The sequence below is a fragment of the Bradyrhizobium sp. F1.4.3 genome, from assembly GCF_040548375.1.
Lineage (GTDB): Bacteria > Pseudomonadota > Alphaproteobacteria > Rhizobiales > Xanthobacteraceae > Bradyrhizobium.
This window is the reverse complement of the sequence record NZ_JBEPRN010000002.1, coordinates 931,584-948,153: the sequence shown is the minus strand read 5'-3', so window position 1 is coordinate 948,153 and position 16,570 is coordinate 931,584. Positions and strand designations below refer to the sequence as shown.

Here is a 16,570-nt window from a genome sequence, read left to right as displayed (position 1 = left end):
GACAACCGGTTGGAACGACGCGAGTGACCGCAGGGATGCGAAGTCCGGCTGGAGCTGCTCCGACATGGCCTTTTCGAGAGCCGCCTCGATGTCGAAATCGCTGCCGGCGTAGACGCCATACGCGCTCAGGTGCTTCCGGAACACGATCAGCGAGCGCATCGCGAGGTCGTCCAGTGCCGCGCGCACATCCGCTTCGGAGGTGCCGGGGATGCAGTTGGACAGTAGCGCCTTCGTCGCGGCGATGCCGGATCGTTCGCGGAACAATTCGGTGACAGCGATCGCCTTCACCATATCGACGTGGAGACGTTCGCCTTGCGTCGCTTCGCAGCGCTCAACCACCTCTACAGCGGAGGACCATCGATGCCCGTCGGGAGACGCAAGGATTGAAGGTTCCAGATTGGAGCGGAGGTAGTTCCAGAGACGCGGCGCATCGTAGGTTTCGCCGTCGTCGGACGTGCGCAGGAATTCCTGGAAGCCGTACGGCTCGGCCGAATTGAGGAAACCGAAGACGCTGCGCTGGTTCTGTCCGAAGCGGCGGCGCGAGATCGGCCCCAGAAGGGCGGCCACGATCGGATGTAGCGGCAGGCACTTTGCGAGCGTCGCGCCGATCTTGCCTGCGTCGCCTCGCCTGGAGTTCGCGATGGAATCCGCGACCGCTTTGATCGACTTAGACCGGTCAGGGCGGGCCCCATCGACCTGAATCGCCCTCGCCAGAAGTTCGAGCTGCTCCTCGCCGGCCGTATCGACGAGAAGGTCGACGTACCGCCCCTGCACCTTCGACCATTCGTCGCGCTGTTCGCGCGACAGGCGTTGCGCATACTCCTCGAAGGCCTGGTGCAGGATGCCGATAACGACGAGGCGGCCACTGCTTCTGGTCGCGAGTTCGGCTACCTGCTGGAAGAAGAAGATGTCGGTGTTCTCGCCGACGGCTCCTTCCAGGAATTTGCCCATCTCGTCGAGGACGAGGATGAGTCCGCCGTGCGTACGCGGCTGCTCCTTGGCCGCTTGCGAAAGCGTCTCCAGCACCTTGGCCTCGGTCCACTCGCCGCGCGGACGCCTGCACAGCCCTGCCGCCGCAAGGCCCTCGCCGACCGCTTCGACCGGGGGGCCACGCCGTCCCACGATGGGCAGCATGCGCCAGCCCTTCGATTGCGGCGGCATCGATTTCCACAACTGCTCGGATGACTTCTTGCCGACGATTTCCGCGGCGCGGGCGCGGCGCTTCGCGTCGCCGCCCAAAACCGCGTTCAGGGCGACGACGAGACTGGACTTTCCGCTACCGTACGGACCGGTCCAGGTGAACGCCGAGTGACCGGTCTCCGCGACGTGACGGGCCATGGTCAGCAGCGTCTCGACCGCGGATTGTGGGCAGAGGAATCCTTCCAGGGCGCGCGGGTCGTCCACGTCGGTGTCGATGCGGATCGCCCTTTGGAATCGCGGCGCGACGCGGACCCGGTCCAGGAGCGTCATGATCGCATCTCCCCGTTCTTGCTCTTCTTGTATGATGCCTTGATCAGCGAATTGATCGCCCGGCCATCGACCCCTCCCCCGCGCACGACCTGCCGCAGACCGGCAGTCTCCGACCATCGGAATAGGCCTTCGGTCTGATCCTCGAGCTTGACGAGCCGGTCGGCGAGGGCCGCCTCGTCAAGCAGGAAGACACGGCCGGGGGAGCCCGGTTCGTGCGCGATCATCTCGAAGGACAGCGTTCGGGTGGCGCCGACCCGCTCCCAAAAGGAGTGCAGCGCTTGGGCAAAGACGCCCGCCGTAAGGGTGGGCTTCGCACCTCTTGCGAACTGATAGTCGTCGCGGCGCCCGACAGTCCTCACGAGGCCGAGCTCGGCGAGCGGGGATTCGAGCGCATCTTCGGGAGCGCCGACGAGGGACGCGGCCGGCGACGCGTACGTTCGCAGGAAGCATTCGACGTCACGACGCACCGTCGTCTCGGACGCCTTGGGCCACCCTCGCGATGCGGCAAGCTTCAGTAGTCCCTGTATCAGATCGTCGCGTCGGAAGGTCTGCGCTCCGAAATGGTTGAACGCCCAGAACCAAGTCGTCTTGGTCGCTCGGCCGCAGAGTTTCCAGTGCAGCAGCCACATGGTCGCATGATGCTCCATGTACGGATCCTGCCCGCTGGGCCCGAAGATCAGCTTACCGAAGGCGGTCGGCCTGATGCGGTCATCGTCATCCTCGATGACGTCGGTCACCGTGGCCCAGTGCCGGATCGAGGCGACCATATTCTTTCCGACGCCAAATCTTGCGATTGCGTCCTCGGCGAGAAACACGGTACGCTTGTTGTTCGCCTCGTCGGCGGTTTCCGAAGTGGCATCGTAAGCCTTCTTCAACCAACCGTAGCGCAGGGGGAAGGTCTCGTGACCGGAAAACTGCGAACGGTAGCCGTCCTCGAACAACGGGCTTTTCACGAATGGGCTCCCCTGGCGGATGTCTCCAGGTGGACAGTAGGGGCCCCCGGCGTTAGGGTCAATGCAAACTGGATGAAGTCCCCAGCGCATGACCGAGCGTCCCGTCTATCTAGATAACATGGCCTCCACTCCCGTCGATCAGCGCGTTGTCGACGCGATGGCGCCCTTTTGGTCGGAATCGTTCGGCAACCCGCATTCCGTCGAACACGCCTTCGGTTGGCGCGCGGACGAGGCGGTGGAGCGGGCCGCGGCGTCCGTGGCCCGGCTGATCGGCGCGGAGGCCGACGAGATCGTCTTCACGGCCGGCGCCACGGAAGCGAACAACCTCGCGATACTCGGTTTGGCCCACCGCGCACCCGCCGCCCGTCGGCGGATGCTCGTGTCTTCGATCGAACACAAGAGCGCGCTCGCCGCCGCGCGGGCAGCTGCGGACCGTTACGGGACGATCGTCGAGACGATACCGGTCGACCATGAGGGTCGGATCGATCTCGATCGTCTCGCCGGGACGATCTCTGATGACGTGATCTGCGTGGTGGCGATGGCCGTCAACAACGAGATCGGCACCGTTCAGGATATCGCGGCCGTCGCGGCGATCTGCGCCGCATCCGACGTTTATCTCGTTTGCGACGCCGTGCAAGCTCCGATGGCTGTGGACCTCGACGTCGAGAGGTGCGGGATTCCCCTGCTCGTTCTCTCCGCACATAAGATCTACGGCCCCAAGGGGATCGGCGCGCTCTACGTGCGCCGCGACGTCCGTAATTCGATCGAGCCTCAAATCTACGGCGGCGGACAGCAGCGGGGGTTGCGGGCAGGCACGCTCCCGACACCCCTTTGCGTAGGCTTCGGTACCGCGGCGGCGCTTCTTAGGACACAGGAAGCCGTCAGTGAACGGGCCGTGATCGCGTCTCTCCGTGACCGTTTCGAAGACGGCCTCCGACGACTCGGACACCCCATCGCCATCAACGGTACCGGGGCCTCCCGCCATCCGGGCAATTCCAATGTACGATTTCGCGGCAGGCACGGCCGGGATATGATCGCGGCGCTTCAACCGAGACTCGCCATTTCCTCAGGCTCGGCGTGCTCATCCGGGATCGCCGAGCCTTCGCACGTGTTGCGGGCAATCGGTCTGACGGGTGAGGAAGCGGATTCCTCGGTGAGATTCAGCTTCGGTCGATTCACCACCGAGGCAGATGTTGCCGCAGCCATGGAGGCACTTTCCGAGGCGATCTCCGGCGATGAGGCTGCGTAGATACCAACTCGGCTTTGTCGGAATTTCGCGGACCGGCCCGATCCCGGGCAGCACGCTAAGCCTCTGAGAACGTTCGGGAATGCTCCGAGGAAACTTGGCCCCGGACCGGGCACTATGGCGGGCGCATTGCACGCGGCAATTTCGTCCCGTTTATCAGTTGACCTACGCCCGCGCCGCTGTGCGCTTGATGCCTTAGGCAATCTGCCAGCCGCGATTGATGTAGCCCTTGCTCTCCGCGCTAACGCGCTTTTTGCCTTGGTGCACGCGCCGAAAGTCGATCCTCAAGGAAGCCACGCCGACCGGGGTGGCTACGGCCTTGTACGCATCGGCTACGAACCGGCCCAACAGCGTATCGGCCGTATCAAGCTGCTCTCCACTAGTGATGGCGGCGGCAAGTATCATGATGTCATTCACGGAGTTGCGGACATTGTCCTTGATGTTGTGCGTCTCGCAGAATTTCGCGAGCAGCGTCAGTCCGACGTCCGCCGTCTCTCGGCTGAGCGGAACGCAATCGGCAATCGCAGTGCAAAGGAACGCAAAGCGCTGCTTCAAACGCTTCTGCAACTTCTTGTCGAGGGACCAGATGATGTTGGCGAACGCGGGGGCGTTCCGATCGTTCAGAAGTGCCGCCATCGAACGGCTACCATGCTGGACAAGCTTGGGATACTCGCCTCCGAAATCGAAGACGAGGCGCTCGCCTCTGATCGGCTTGTGGTCTGACGGTATTTCGTGCCGGGGCGGCACGGCGTGCCCCGGGTGATACCGGATGTAATATTTCGCGTTAGTCCGAGACCCGGGATCGTAACTTTCGAGAAATTCGTGCGCGACCACGGAGGAGATGCGCACGCCATCCATGTGGCGGTGGCCCTTGAAGGCATACGAAAGGATCTGAGTATCAACCATCATGTTGCGGCTACCACGGCTTGTGAGGCCCGTAAGGCGTGGCACGCCTTCCGCCAGGAGGCTTGAAGGAGCCTTGGCGCGGGCGAAATCTTGTCAGCGATCGAACTCCGCGAAGTCGCACGACTTCGATATACGGTCGATGAAGGAGGATCGGGACAGGGGCTTTCCGTCGCGATCGGTCGACGCGTGGGAAAGGTACAGAAGATCTCGGGCCCGTGTCATGCCCACGTAAAGGACTGCGGCCTCGGACGAGGCATTCTGCGAATCTAAATCAGATCCCAGCGGGATGACACCGTCGACTGCCCCGGCGACAAACACCGTGCCGAATTCGTGGCCCTTTGCGCCGTGGAGCGAACTTACCCGGACAGCGTTTCTGTCCGGCGAGACCTCGCCGGCATCGGGATCGCGGAATAGGTGAACCGGAATTCCAGCCGCCCTGAGACTAGTGACGGCCAGCGCTCGATAGTGCCTGTTTCGGGCGAGGATGCAGATGTCTCGCGGCGTGTAGTGCTTGTACCTGAGCAGAGCGGCCACCTCGGCCGCTAGGAAGCGGGACTCGGCCAACTCGTCGGGGCAACGGACGACGATAGGTCGCGTGCCCTCCCGCACGCTGAATTCAGGCTTCAGATCGGCTATTCCGGCTTCGGCTTGAGCGATGTCGTCGTTCCACTCCTGCTCGACGAGCGGAAAAGCCGCTTCGAGTATCTGCTTCGTGTTTCGATAATTCTTTCGCAGGACAAGTCCGCGCCCGGAGATATCTATACCGAGTCCACGCAGCGAGTACCCTCGCGTGAAGATCCGTTGCGTGGCGTCGCCAACCAGCAGGAGACCGTCCTCACGATTCCCAACGAGCGAGTGCAACAGTCGGAGAGCGATCTCCGAGATGTCCTGAACTTCGTCGACGATCACGGCGGCGTAGCTGGACTCCGTCCCCTCTTCTTTCAGTTTGAGGCTGTAGGCTATTCTGACGAAGTCGGCTGGGTCCACCAGGCCGGCATTCGCGAGCGACTGATGGTACGACAGATAGACGTCCAGAACCGCGCGCCTCTGCTCCAGGGATAGACCGCGGCCGCGGCCGCTGCGATCGCACGTCAGATATGATTCCGCTTCCTCATGCAGGAAGCGCCCCATCAGAAAGTCGATTTCGCTCGAGAGGTACTCGTGGGGAATGGCCTTGAGCGCGCCCTTGTGCTCTGCCGAGATGTTCCAGAACGCGTCGTTCCGAAATCGACGATTCTGCTCGGGGGAATACTTCGGGTTTCCAAGTCCACGTTGAAATATGTAGTCGAGGCATAAGCGATGAAGATGGGTCACCTCTATCGCGCTCCTTTCGGGACCGCACAATTCATCGAGGAGACGCCCGGCGGCCGCGGCCAGACCCTTGTCGAAGGTCGTGAACAGAACCTTCTCACCGTTTTCGAGCGCCGCTTTCGCGAGGCGCTTCGCGCGATGCAGTGCGACGACGGTCTTTCCCGATCCGCTGATGCCGCGCAGCCGCGCCGGCCCCGAGAATGTCCGCTCCACCAACGATCGTTGATCGGGGTGGAGGAATAGCTGCCATTGCTGAAGTGTGCCGCGATCGAGCACTTCTTGAAGCGCGTTCGAATCCTCGAACGTGAAGAACTCTTCGGATCGGCCCAATCCGTCCTGCATTGCCGCTTCGGGAAACTGCTCCGCCAACTTTGCCGAACCGGAAGCCAGATCGACAACCGTTTGGCGGGTTTCGGAATTGCCCGTTGCGAAGGCCAGCAATGCGTCCGCGGCCTTGGGCACCGTCTCGGCCAAAGCCTGCAGGAGCGTCATGCACTCGAAATCATTGGGATCCGAGAGCCCCCGGATGGCAGCGAAGTCTTCGTCGGGTACGTCTAGATTTCGAAGCATGTTGTCGGTGAAACCGTCGAACAGCGGAGCGAGGCTTGATGCGGAATTTTCTGTTCGGCCTGCAGAGCGGCAGAAGGAACCATTTCCACGGCCGTTTCAGTGGCCGTTCCTACTCGCAATTCGCGAAGCTGACCGGTCTTTTCGTCAAAGACGTATCCTTTGTGCCCGTCCAGGAAGGAGCTGACGTGATCATGGGTGCCGACGGATAGGGCTACCATCACGCCATCGGAGTCGCCTCGCTGCAAGACGAGGCGATAGCCGTCCGGCAGCTCGTACTTGACGCACTTCGGAATGCGCGTTTCCGCTCGACGTGGAGCCGATGGATCGAGGTCGCGTTGAATCTCCAAAAGAATCTCGCAGGCACGTTGATAGTGCTTGCGCGAGGAGCGTCGCAGGCCGTCCAGATCTTTCGAGAAGCTGGGTCGCAAGGTGATTTTTGGCATTAGATACGAAGGCCCATGCAGCGGACAAGCGGAGCGGTACTTTTCCGCCCTTCCTTAATATCGGTACTCATCGTAAGCCTTTGGGCCCGTCCCGCAGGCTCGACTGACCGCCGAGGTTTCTCTCGCGCAAGGCGTTCGCCACGAGCCCAATTGACCCCCGAAAGCCCTCGCCTTTTTCGAGGCGGGTATGGAGTAGAGCGCACAACTTATGAGGTTACAATCGGATTCGCGGTTGGCGTCCAAGTCGCCCGCGGCCTCGTCCAGCGACATCGGCCCCGACGGCGCGCCCGGGAGGATGAAACTGGGAACGCCCATGTTATTGTTGCACCAGTTAAATCTTGATTGCTTGCTTTGAGGCGCGTGATCGTCAGCGCCAGAATCCTATGCCCGCCACGCAAGAACAGATCAACGCAAAGTCCGCGTCCCGACGCCCTGACTAATTAGGGGCCGACTCGTCCTGGCATGTTGCCCACGAAGCAAGGATTACCCTGTGGCTGAATAGGTCCCGGACCAAAGCGCCCTGCCTGCGTGTAGCAAAAAGCACCGACCTGCTGCATGTTTGCGGGAGGGAGCGGATACACTTGAGGCAGCGTGTTAACAGGCATAGTTGCCGGGGGCATATTAGTCTGGTTTTGGTTGTACCACCCAGCAAAACCATTGCCTTTCGCGTAGGCTGGGTCTTCAACGCTGCGCCAGTTGCGGGCGTACTGAACCGCAAAGCTGTGGACTCCCCATGCCGCGTATTGACCAACGTGTGTTAGTTCATGCGCCCACATCGAAAGATCATTTGCTTCGCTCGGCCCTCGAAAGACGATGACGTCGATGAGGGTGACGGCGGAGGCCTGACCTCCTTGCTCTATCAAACGAGCGAGATTGATAAAGCCATTGTCACCTATTTTGAATCTCGCCCTGTTTAGACTGTCCTCGTCTATGTAGCCGGTCATGGCCCGACGTACGTTTGGAGGTATTGGCATAGAGCCGTTTATGGCTGTATTTCTCGATTCTACTATCGCTCGCTCTAAAGTGGGTCCCGTCAACACGCTTGCTTGTAGCTCATTGAGAGCGCTTGCGATGCCCTGAGTTATTTGACCAGGATTGTTGATAACGGAATTAGGTCCTCCCGTAATCTGGCCGGGATTATTTATAACGGAGTTGGGTCCACCCGTGATTTGACCGGGGTTGTTTATAACCGAGTTGCGCCCCCCGGCAATTTGACCAGGATTGTTGAAAATTGAGTTCGGACCGCCGAATATGTTATCCGCCCGCGCTGCACCGAAAGTGGCCGCAACAAGGGCGAACAAACTCCAGCTCGCGTAAATTACCGCTCGGCGCATTCCAGCCTCCCACGTGAGACATTTTACAGGCTAGGGCTCCGGTACAGAAAACCAAATCCTGGACCACAATCCGCCGGAAGACTATGAAGCAGATCACAACTTGTGCGACGCTGCGACAAAGATGTGCCACCAGGATGTGTCCAACAAGGCCTAGCATACGGTGATACTGCTGCGTGTACCCTTGCCTCGCGGCGCGCGCGCAAAGCAGACATCACATGCCTTCGCTGGAGAACCAAGACCCGGCGGGCTCTCCTAGTGCCGCGCGAGGGCGGAGCCTTAAGCAGAAATGTCGCCACACCAAGCAAAAAACATTCAGTCATTATCGGTTGTACTAGCTCACTTCATCAATTTCACTTATTCTTCTGCTAGAAACTTTATCCGAGGTAGTCAGATGTCGCCTCGCTCATCTTGTTCTCTGATGCTTAACAAATTTGGCCGACTGTCTTTTTGGATAGCCTTTGCTGCGTTGTTATTGTGGCCTCGCGGAGAGGCGTTCGCTGAATACCTATACTTCGTTGACCCGGCAGCAGCGCATCAACGAATGATCGATGATTTCCAGCGGGGTAGTCCGGATCCGACTAACTTGGCACTAGGCGCGCAAAGGGCAATCCCAGTTATCGAGAGCCTGTTGATGAGCCTTCCCGGCGGCAATGTGAGAATTTGCCAAACATTGCAAGTGCAATATCCAAATGGGAGCGAACTCAGCTTCCGGACTTATCATGGGCCAGCGATTGTTGACTGGGTTGTCAACGTGACCCGCGACCCGCAAGTTGTTGTGTCTATCGTTGCAATACCCTTGCGCCCCGGAATGAACCTGCCTGGCGGGATGGGACCTCCCGCAGTGCTTCCGCCCTACACACCGGGAGGGCAACAGACCCTTACCCCACCAACGCAACTGGGATGCCCGGGCGTCGTGTCAACGGCCGCTTCTAGCCAACAACGAATAGAAGCGTGCCGCCGCTGGCCAAAAATGTGCGAGTGAGGGATGGTTACACGCCGTGACTTCCTAGTCGGGATGGCCTGCGCCTGCTGGGTAAGTCCAAGCTTTGCGCAGACCCAAAGGGTTCCGACATGCGTCCGGTATCAGACAGCTCCCGCAGATGCGAGCGGGGGTTTGTCCGGACTGGCGAAGCTTGACCTTAACGTCGACTATGGGAATGGCCTGATAGCCATCCTGGCTGATCTCGGGGACCAACTAGGTATCCGGCCAAACTTTGCGCTCTACGATGACCCCGCTAAAAATCCAAATGCCCTCTCCTGCCAGACCCCCTTATTGACCGAGGTGTTGGGCTCTTCGAAAGACGGCACGGTTGCCGTGGGACGGAGGATGATTGAGCTGCTTCGGGCTAAATCCGCGGACTTCGGCTCCGCGCTAACGGCGACATGCGCCCACGAGTATGGGCACATCCTTCAGTTTAGGACAGTCTATGACAAGCTTCAGCGGCTTCCTAAGGGTGATATCAAGATCGAATTGCACGCTGACTTCGTGTGCGGATACTACGGCGCCCATCGCAAACGGATTGATCCTCTCTACGACGCGTTAACGCAGGCTGTCACACAATTCGAGGCTGGCGATAAGAAAGAGGCCAATCAAATAGAGTACGTAGCCGTAAGCCATGGCACATACGAACAGCGCGGCGATGCCGTGTATGCAGGCTATTTATTAGGCCTCGGGGGGCGGGTTAGCCCTGAACTAGTCGCGGAACGTGGCCTTGAATATGTTAGGGGACTGAGCTTGTGAGCCGCTTGTTTTACGCTGCTTCGTCAATCGTTTGACAGAGTCCTAAACAATGCAGAGCCAGGAAAGGACTGGTTTAACGTTCGAACGTCGCCATTCGCGCTCTTTTCAGTTCCAGACACTTGTATCTGGCTGTCCTTGGAGAATAATTCCTCGTCTGCCATCTGCTCGATTTCGCTGACATCAGGGTTCTGTTGCTCAATCTTAGTTTTTGCGCGCTTTGCGTCGTCAACGTTCAGTTGCGGACGCGCTTGCAGGGTGACCTGAAGCGGCGGTCCCGCCTGGTTACAAATAAATCCCAAAGGGCATCTGATTGTCTTGTCGACCACCCACTTTGGACCGAAGCGGTAGACTGCGTAGTACATGATCTTGGCTTGGATTGGCGATACGCCACCCGCGATCATCGCGTCATAAAAGGTCCGATGAACCAGTTTCCAATCCCTGCTCTTTAGATCGCAGTACACGTCGTGAATAATAGCGGCCCTCACATAGTTGCCTGTGAATGGCGATCCTATGATTGGCCACAAGGGCCGCGGAATAGTGGCTCCGTCTGTCACATAATCCTTTGGTGCAAACCACGGGACATTACCTTTGTCGGTATAGGTTAGAGGAGCAAGCAATTTCCAATGTGAGGCATCAACCTGCTCGATCTTGGCCGCGCCGTCGAAACTCTGGGCGTGAACAAGGGTAGCTGGGATCAGGACCGCAATGACAGCTGCTACCCGCAAATAGATGGCAGACATCTTATCCCCCATGATCATGACATGGATACCGTCACGAGACTGTTTGCAGCGCGATAGCCTATCGTGAAGCAATCCTTGCTTGCAACTGCTTTGACCTCCCTGGCGCGTCGATTGGACGCGAGGATTTCGTCGCGCATTCTACACACCCGTTCTAAGCTCATTGAGAGCGTTACGATGGCGTGACAAGGTTATTCAACATGCTGGCCCGCGCGCCACCCCATCTCCCAGAAGTCTGCCTCGAGTCGGGTGGCTTCCTTGAAGATCGCAACCAGCTCTACCTCGCGGGCCGGCGTGGCATAGAGATCAGCGAGATGTTTTAGGTGCGCCCGCGCTTTCGCCGCGACATCCTGGTATGGCACGCCGGCGTACTCGGCGATCCAAACGCGATAGGAGTTCGTCGCAGCGTCCGCATCGGGTCGCGAGGCGAGCCGCGTGGCGATCTCCGCGTACCCGATCACGCAGGGGGCCAAGCGCCACCTTGAGTGCCAGCAGATCGCCGCGCATTCCAGCGTCGAGCACGTAGCGTGTGTAGGCCAGCATCTCGACCGCCGGAGGGGTTTGTTCGAGGTCGCTCGGGGATAGGCCCCAACCGGCGCAGAGCTTCACATGCAGGTTCATCTCGACGTCGAGGATGGCCGCGAGGCCGGCCGCCGCTTCATGCATATCGGCAAGCTTGGGCGACTTGTAGACCGAGAGCGCGTAGGCGCGAGCAAACTCGATGAGGAACAGGTAGTCCTGAGCGAGGTAGTGACGAAACGCCGCCTCGGGGAGCGAGCCGTCAGCCAACCCGTCCGTGAACGGATGCTCGGTGTAGGCCCGCCACTCAGCGGATGCTTTTGTCTTTAGACGCTCGAAGAAACTCACTATCTATTTCACCTCGCTTGCTTTCCTATGAACCCTTTTTGCTCGCTACCGATAGCGCGCGAACCGGGACGCTGACCTTGATAGGCCGCGGGGATCAGCCGGCACGATGGCGTACGGAATTCGCTTGCCGTCGGTCGCCGGGACTGATTTGCGTTCTCACGTTATCAGCAACAGAACGCAATGCCCTAAGTCCAAGTTTCGATTGCAGACGAGCCGCACCAGTTTCGCACCAGAAACAACCTGCACGAAGCGCAGCGAACGTGGTCGAATTCTACGAAAAGCGCAGGAAAATCAACGGCGGCGGCCATTTTCCCGCCGCTCATAACGGTCTGGTTGCAGGTTCGAATCCGCTGACCGAGCAGTGGAATTTGCGCTCCCATGACGTGAGGGTTGGCTCGCCGCACCAGTTACGCATCTATCTTGAATCCCCGAAGGCGGCGGACAAATGTCCGCCGGGGCATCCTGTTCGTACTCCAAATAAGCCGAATTCCCTACGCGCGGTGAGGAATGCTTCTCGCCTGTAGCTTTATCTGTTCATTTTGCTTCGCCGCTCAAAAAGCCAAGAGTGGCGAGGCATTATATTTGCGTCCCCAGAGCATGCAGCCACCCTATTCTTCGACCGAGGTCGCGACAGCGATTGGCGTCTCTCTAGATACGTTCTATCGAACGCGCCACCTCAGGCACGAGCGCGATGGCTTGCCTTCGCCGATCAGCGAGCGAGGACCGCTGAAATGGGAACGCACGGGCTTCGATACTTGGCTTACCCGATACCATCCTATGCGCCCAAAGACGATTGCTAATGACGCATTCGCGCCACCGCCGGCAGCAAGCGACGAGGAACACCGCGAGCGGCTGCGCAGAGCCTACGGCCAGCACGACGCTTGACAGACTAGATCGCGCTAGATTCCAATGAGTGCCATCTCTTACCGGCACTGAGGCTCTTTATGGCCGATCCCAAGTTTCCCCATGTGAAGTGGCGTGATGGCCGTCCTCGATCGTCGCACGGCGCCTATGCCAGGGCACTCGGCTTTGTCGATGCCGACTTGCGCCATCCGCCGTACGATGAAAAAGGACGTCCGGTCGGTGCGTGGTTCAATCTCCAAGAAGCCTCAGACTTTTCAGACAAACGAAAGTCGGAAATTGAGGCGGCTCGCCGTGCCGGCAAGCTGCCGAAGAAAATTACGATCCGGAAGCGTTCTACGATCGAAGATCTTCTGGACGATTGGAGCAAGTCGGTTGAGTTCAAGGCGCTGTCGTCCGCCTCGCAATCTTCCTATCGCAAATGTATCTCCGCTATCTTGTACCGACCGCAATCACGCGAATCCGCGGCAAAGATGCGTGCCGAAATCCGTGCCGCCAAGCTGCTCGGCGTGGCCGAGCCCGCACGAGAACTCGAGGCGATCGCGACTGCCACTCCGACATCAATCGGCAAACCGGAGTTCCGCGCCTTCTATAACTATGCGAAATCGGCTCGCGGCCATCATATGGCGCTCTCAATGATAGCAACGCTCTCAGCGGCGTTCACATGGGGGCAGGAAAGCATCATGTGGCGTCTCGGACCCAACCCGCGGGAGGGAATGGAGTTCGATCATCCAGACGGACGCATCGTGCAGGTTGCAATGCCCGAATTTTCCGCTTGGGTCGCCGCTGCCGATGCGATCGAACGGCCTTCGGTCGGCGACAGCTTTCATCTGGCGCTGTTCACTGGGCAGCGCCAGACTGACCGTCTAATTATCCGGAATGAGAGCGACGTCGAGGGCCGGCACGCGTTCCGGCAGAGCAAGACCGGCGAACTTGTCGACATCAAAGAGGCGCCACAACTCAGCGCCCGGCTAAATGCCTCGCGTGCACGAATAAAGGAACTCAAGCTTCGGCTTCAACTGGATAAGGTGCCACCCGAACTCGTGGTTAACGAGGACAATGGTGAGCCTTATGACGAGAGTACCTATCACCATTGGGTGTCGACCGCCCGGGCCGTCGCTATCTTCGGATTTCTCGCGCGCGACAACGTGCGCCAGGCAATTATCCGCGCAGAGCGACTGAACGCCGAACTGATTGAAAATATCGATAGGCTGTTCGCAAATTTTCCTCTGGATGAGGTGAATAAGGCGCAGCGCGCTCGAGCGGTCGATCAGCGCAAGCGTGCATTAGCGGATTGGCTGGATGCGCAGGCCGCACGCGACAGCAATGGCGATGAGACAGCATGGCGTCTGAAGCCTTGTCCCGCGCTGATGTTCGTCAATGGCGCCGGCGAACTCGACCAAAAGCACGACCAGGACTTACGCGATACCTGCGTCATGCTGCTCGATCGGGCTGGCTGCGACTTGCTGACGATCTGCGACATCACCGGGCATTCATATCGAAGCGCGCAAACCATCGTGAAGCACTACCGCGCCCGCAACGCGGCTCGGGCCGATTCCGGCATCGACAGGCTTGAATTGCAGGTGCGGAAGGAAGGCATGAAGGGCTGAACGTAGACCGGTAGGTCATTCGGTCGGTGTTTTTCTGCGGTGCATGGTCCCGGCCCTAAGCCTTCAGCTGAAGCCAGAGTCGTGCAGCGCGCCACCACCAATCCGACGCTCTGTGCTTCGGGTCGTTCCTGGAGCGAGCCGAGCGCTTCGGCACTGGGTCACCGTGAACGCGCGGGTAGCCGTCGGCGATCGTCCGCGCCCTGGCCCGACGAACAACGCTCCCAAATATCCGACTCGTCGCACGGCGTGCGACGTACGACCACAAAAAGCGTCGCACGAGACCGGGTTTGTTCTGTCGGGGAAATTAAAAAAGCCCTTGCGGGCCAACCTCTTGAGGGTGGTGGGCGCACCAGGGCTCGAACCTGGGACCCGCTGATTAAGAGTCAGCTGCTCTACCAACTGAGCTATGCGCCCGAAAGGCGGTCAAAGCCTTGCGAGGCCGGTCGTTTAGCAAAGCGATCCGGGTCTGGCAAGCGATGCGGCAAAGGTTTTCCAAGGGTTCTTCCACAAGTCCAAAAATGCGAAAAGCCGCTGGATTCCAGCGGCTTCGCAAGGGTTAATCCGCGGGGAATCCCGGGCCGCTCAGAGCCGGCCCTCCCGGTCCGGGCCGCCATCCCGGTCGAAACGGTCGCCGCCGTGGAAGCGGTCCATGCCGCGCTCCATGAACCGGTGGGGCGGGCCGTCTTCGCCGCCGCCGAACGGACCGCGGTGGCGGGTCAGCAGGGCGAGGCGCCGCTTCTGGCCGTCATCCAGGGTCTTGTAGAGGGGATCGGCGGCATCGGCGATCTTCTTCAGGGCCGCAGAGGTCGCCCCCATGTCCTCGGCGCGCTGGCGCAGACGGGCGACCGGATCCTCCGGCTTGTCCGCGTCCTTGTTGCCGTCCTTGGCGGCATCGCCGGGGCCGGCATTCATCCGCGCATTGGCGCGGTCGATGCGCAGCTTGGCGAAGTCGCGCACCGCGGCCTCGGCCGGCGGCCACAGCTTTTCCTGATCGGCGTTGAGCTTCAGCCCGGCATGAACGGCGGCGATCCGCGCGTCGACGAAGGCGGCGCGGTCTTCCGGATTCATGCGGATGTGGCGAAAGTGCTCCATCCACGGGCGATGATACTGGGCGTAGACCGCGCCCGAGCCGGCGATGCTGAGCACGGCGATGGCGGCGATTGTGAACTTCCTCATACGAGCCTCCTCTGAAGGATGTTCTGAAGATGAGGGTCGCGGGGCCAAGGTGCAACTTACAACTTGGACAGAGAGCGTTTTTATCAAGATGTAACGCCTGCGATTCAGCCGCAGTCTGACATCATTGGCAACAGAGGGCTTCCGCGCAGCTCGCGCGAAAGCCCTTCATTCATCGTTTGTTTATATTAGTTCGTCGTGCTCTTGGATTCCTTCAGGAACTCGTCGATCAGCGGCTGGCCGACGCGGCTTGCGGCGTCCTTGTAGACCGGCTCCATCGCCTTGCGCATCGCCTCGTCCTGCTCCGGCGTGAGCTTGATGATCTCGCTCTTGCCGCTCTTCTTGATCTCGGCAAACGCGTCGTCGTTCTCCTTCTGCGACTGCGCGTTGTTGAAGTCGGTCGCTTCCTTCATCGCCTTGGAAAGCTGGTCGCGGATGTCGGCCGGCAGATCGTCCCAGAACTTCTTGTTCACGATCACGACGTAGCCGATGTAGCCGTGGTTGGTCTCGGTGATGTACTTCTGCACCTCGTGCATCTTCTGGGTATAGATGTTCGACCAGGTGTTCTCCTGCCCGTCGACCACGCCGGTCTGGAGCGCCTGATAGACTTCCGAGAACGCCATCACCTGCGGCAGCGATCCGAGCGCCTTGAACTGCGCCTGGAGCACGCGCGAGGACTGGATGCGGAACTTGACGCCCTGATAATCGGCCGGCGTCACCAGCTTCTTGTTGGCGCTCATCTGCTTGAAGCCGTTGTCCCAATAGGCGAGACCCGTGATGCCCTTGGAGTCCAGCAGCTTGAGCAGCCTGAGGCCGAGCGGGCCCTCCGTCACCTTCCGCAGCGTCTTCAGGTCGGGAAGGATATAGGGCAGATCGAACACCTCGAATTCGCGGATGCCGAGCGGGCCGAATTTCGAGTTGGACGGCGCCAGCATCTGCACGCTGCCGAGCTGGAGCGCCTCGAGCTCTTCCTTGTCCTTGTACAGCGAAGAGTTCGGATAGACCTCGATCTTGACCTTGCCGCCCGTGTACTTCTCGGCGAGTTCCTTGAACTTCTCCGATGCCTTGCCCTTCGGCGTGTCGGTGGCGACCACATGGCTGAACTTGATGATGATCGGGTCGGCGCTGGCTGGGCCGGCAAGACCCAAGGCCAATGCCGCGACGGACGCCGCGATCGCGAAGGTGCGCATAATCTCTCCCTGTTGTTTTTGGGCCGTCCGGCGCGCGGGCGGCCTGTCCTCATGCCGGGAGCATCCATACAGGCCGGCGCCCATGCGTGCTATTGGCCGTTAGCAGGGCAGCTATTCATCATGAACGCCGTCACGCCGGGGCTGCTCGAAGAGCCGAC

At 59.9% G+C, this 16,570-nt stretch carries 12 protein-coding genes, 1 tRNA gene and 1 pseudogene; 4 read left to right on the top strand and 10 right to left on the bottom strand.

Annotation, left to right across the window (positions count from 1 at the left end; all coding sequences use genetic code 11):
* Positions 1–1,466 precede the first annotated feature (1,466 nt).
* A complete protein-coding gene (locus tag ABIB73_RS11905; protein WP_354224170.1) occupies positions 1,467–2,423 on the bottom strand; it encodes a DUF4007 family protein in 957 nt (318 codons plus the stop codon).
* Positions 2,424–2,511: 88 nt separating this feature from the next.
* Between ABIB73_RS11905 and ABIB73_RS11900 the strand changes: the two genes are divergently transcribed.
* Complete coding sequence (locus ABIB73_RS11900) at positions 2,512–3,672, top strand: cysteine desulfurase family protein (RefSeq protein WP_354224168.1); 1,161 nt, start codon at positions 2,512–2,514, stop codon at positions 3,670–3,672.
* A gap of 192 nt (positions 3,673–3,864) precedes the next feature.
* Here ABIB73_RS11900 and ABIB73_RS11895 read toward each other — a convergent pair whose 3' ends face one another.
* The 4 genes from ABIB73_RS11895 to ABIB73_RS11880 all read right to left on the bottom strand — a co-directional run bounded on the left by ABIB73_RS11895 (position 3,865) and on the right by ABIB73_RS11880 (position 8,233).
* Positions 3,865–4,578 (bottom strand): hypothetical protein, encoded by a 714-nt coding sequence (locus ABIB73_RS11895; RefSeq protein WP_354224166.1) that lies wholly within the window; start codon positions 4,576–4,578, stop codon positions 3,865–3,867.
* Between the two features lie 90 nt (positions 4,579–4,668).
* Complete coding sequence (locus tag ABIB73_RS11890) at positions 4,669–6,378, bottom strand: 3'-5' exonuclease (protein WP_354224164.1); 1,710 nt, start codon at positions 6,376–6,378, stop codon at positions 4,669–4,671.
* A gap of 62 nt (positions 6,379–6,440) precedes the next feature.
* On the bottom strand, positions 6,441–6,899 hold the full coding sequence (locus ABIB73_RS11885; protein WP_354224162.1) for a hypothetical protein: 459 nt from the start codon (positions 6,897–6,899) through the stop codon (positions 6,441–6,443).
* A gap of 440 nt (positions 6,900–7,339) precedes the next feature.
* Positions 7,340–8,233 (bottom strand): eCIS core domain-containing protein, encoded by an 894-nt coding sequence (locus tag ABIB73_RS11880; protein ID WP_354224160.1) that lies wholly within the window; start codon positions 8,231–8,233, stop codon positions 7,340–7,342.
* 1,114 nt (positions 8,234–9,347) lie between these two features.
* Between ABIB73_RS11880 and ABIB73_RS11875 the strand changes: the two genes are divergently transcribed.
* A complete protein-coding gene (locus tag ABIB73_RS11875) occupies positions 9,348–9,974 on the top strand; it encodes a neutral zinc metallopeptidase (RefSeq protein ID WP_354224158.1) in 627 nt (208 codons plus the stop codon).
* Positions 9,975–9,997: 23 nt separating this feature from the next.
* On the opposite strand, the gene ABIB73_RS11870 is transcribed toward ABIB73_RS11875, so the two are convergent.
* Positions 9,998–10,714, bottom strand: coding sequence for a DUF1353 domain-containing protein (locus ABIB73_RS11870; RefSeq protein ID WP_354224156.1), 717 nt, complete (start codon positions 10,712–10,714; stop codon positions 9,998–10,000).
* Between the two features lie 188 nt (positions 10,715–10,902).
* A pseudogene (gene tenA, locus ABIB73_RS11865) lies at positions 10,903–11,578 on the bottom strand (thiaminase II).
* 260 nt (positions 11,579–11,838) lie between these two features.
* Between tenA and ABIB73_RS11860 the strand changes: the two are divergent.
* Both ABIB73_RS11860 and ABIB73_RS11855 read left to right on the top strand, forming a co-directional pair.
* Positions 11,839–12,102 carry a hypothetical protein gene (locus ABIB73_RS11860; RefSeq protein WP_354224154.1) on the top strand — a complete coding sequence of 88 codons (264 nt, stop codon included), beginning with the start codon at positions 11,839–11,841 and terminating at the stop codon, positions 12,100–12,102.
* 420 nt (positions 12,103–12,522) lie between these two features.
* Positions 12,523–14,049, top strand: coding sequence for a site-specific integrase (locus ABIB73_RS11855; RefSeq protein ID WP_354224152.1), 1,527 nt, complete (start codon positions 12,523–12,525; stop codon positions 14,047–14,049).
* A 338-nt stretch (positions 14,050–14,387) separates the two neighbouring features.
* Here ABIB73_RS11855 and ABIB73_RS11850 read toward each other — a convergent pair.
* The 3 genes from ABIB73_RS11850 to ABIB73_RS11840 form a co-directional block, all read right to left on the bottom strand.
* Positions 14,388–14,463, bottom strand: a tRNA-Lys gene (locus ABIB73_RS11850).
* A 168-nt stretch (positions 14,464–14,631) separates the two neighbouring features.
* Positions 14,632–15,225: a Spy/CpxP family protein refolding chaperone gene (locus ABIB73_RS11845; RefSeq protein WP_354224150.1), complete on the bottom strand. Its 594-nt coding sequence runs from the start codon at positions 15,223–15,225 to the stop codon at positions 14,632–14,634.
* Positions 15,226–15,410: 185 nt separating this feature from the next.
* On the bottom strand, positions 15,411–16,412 hold the full coding sequence (locus ABIB73_RS11840; RefSeq protein ID WP_354224148.1) for a TRAP transporter substrate-binding protein: 1,002 nt from the start codon (positions 16,410–16,412) through the stop codon (positions 15,411–15,413).
* Positions 16,413–16,570: the final 158 nt, after the last annotated feature.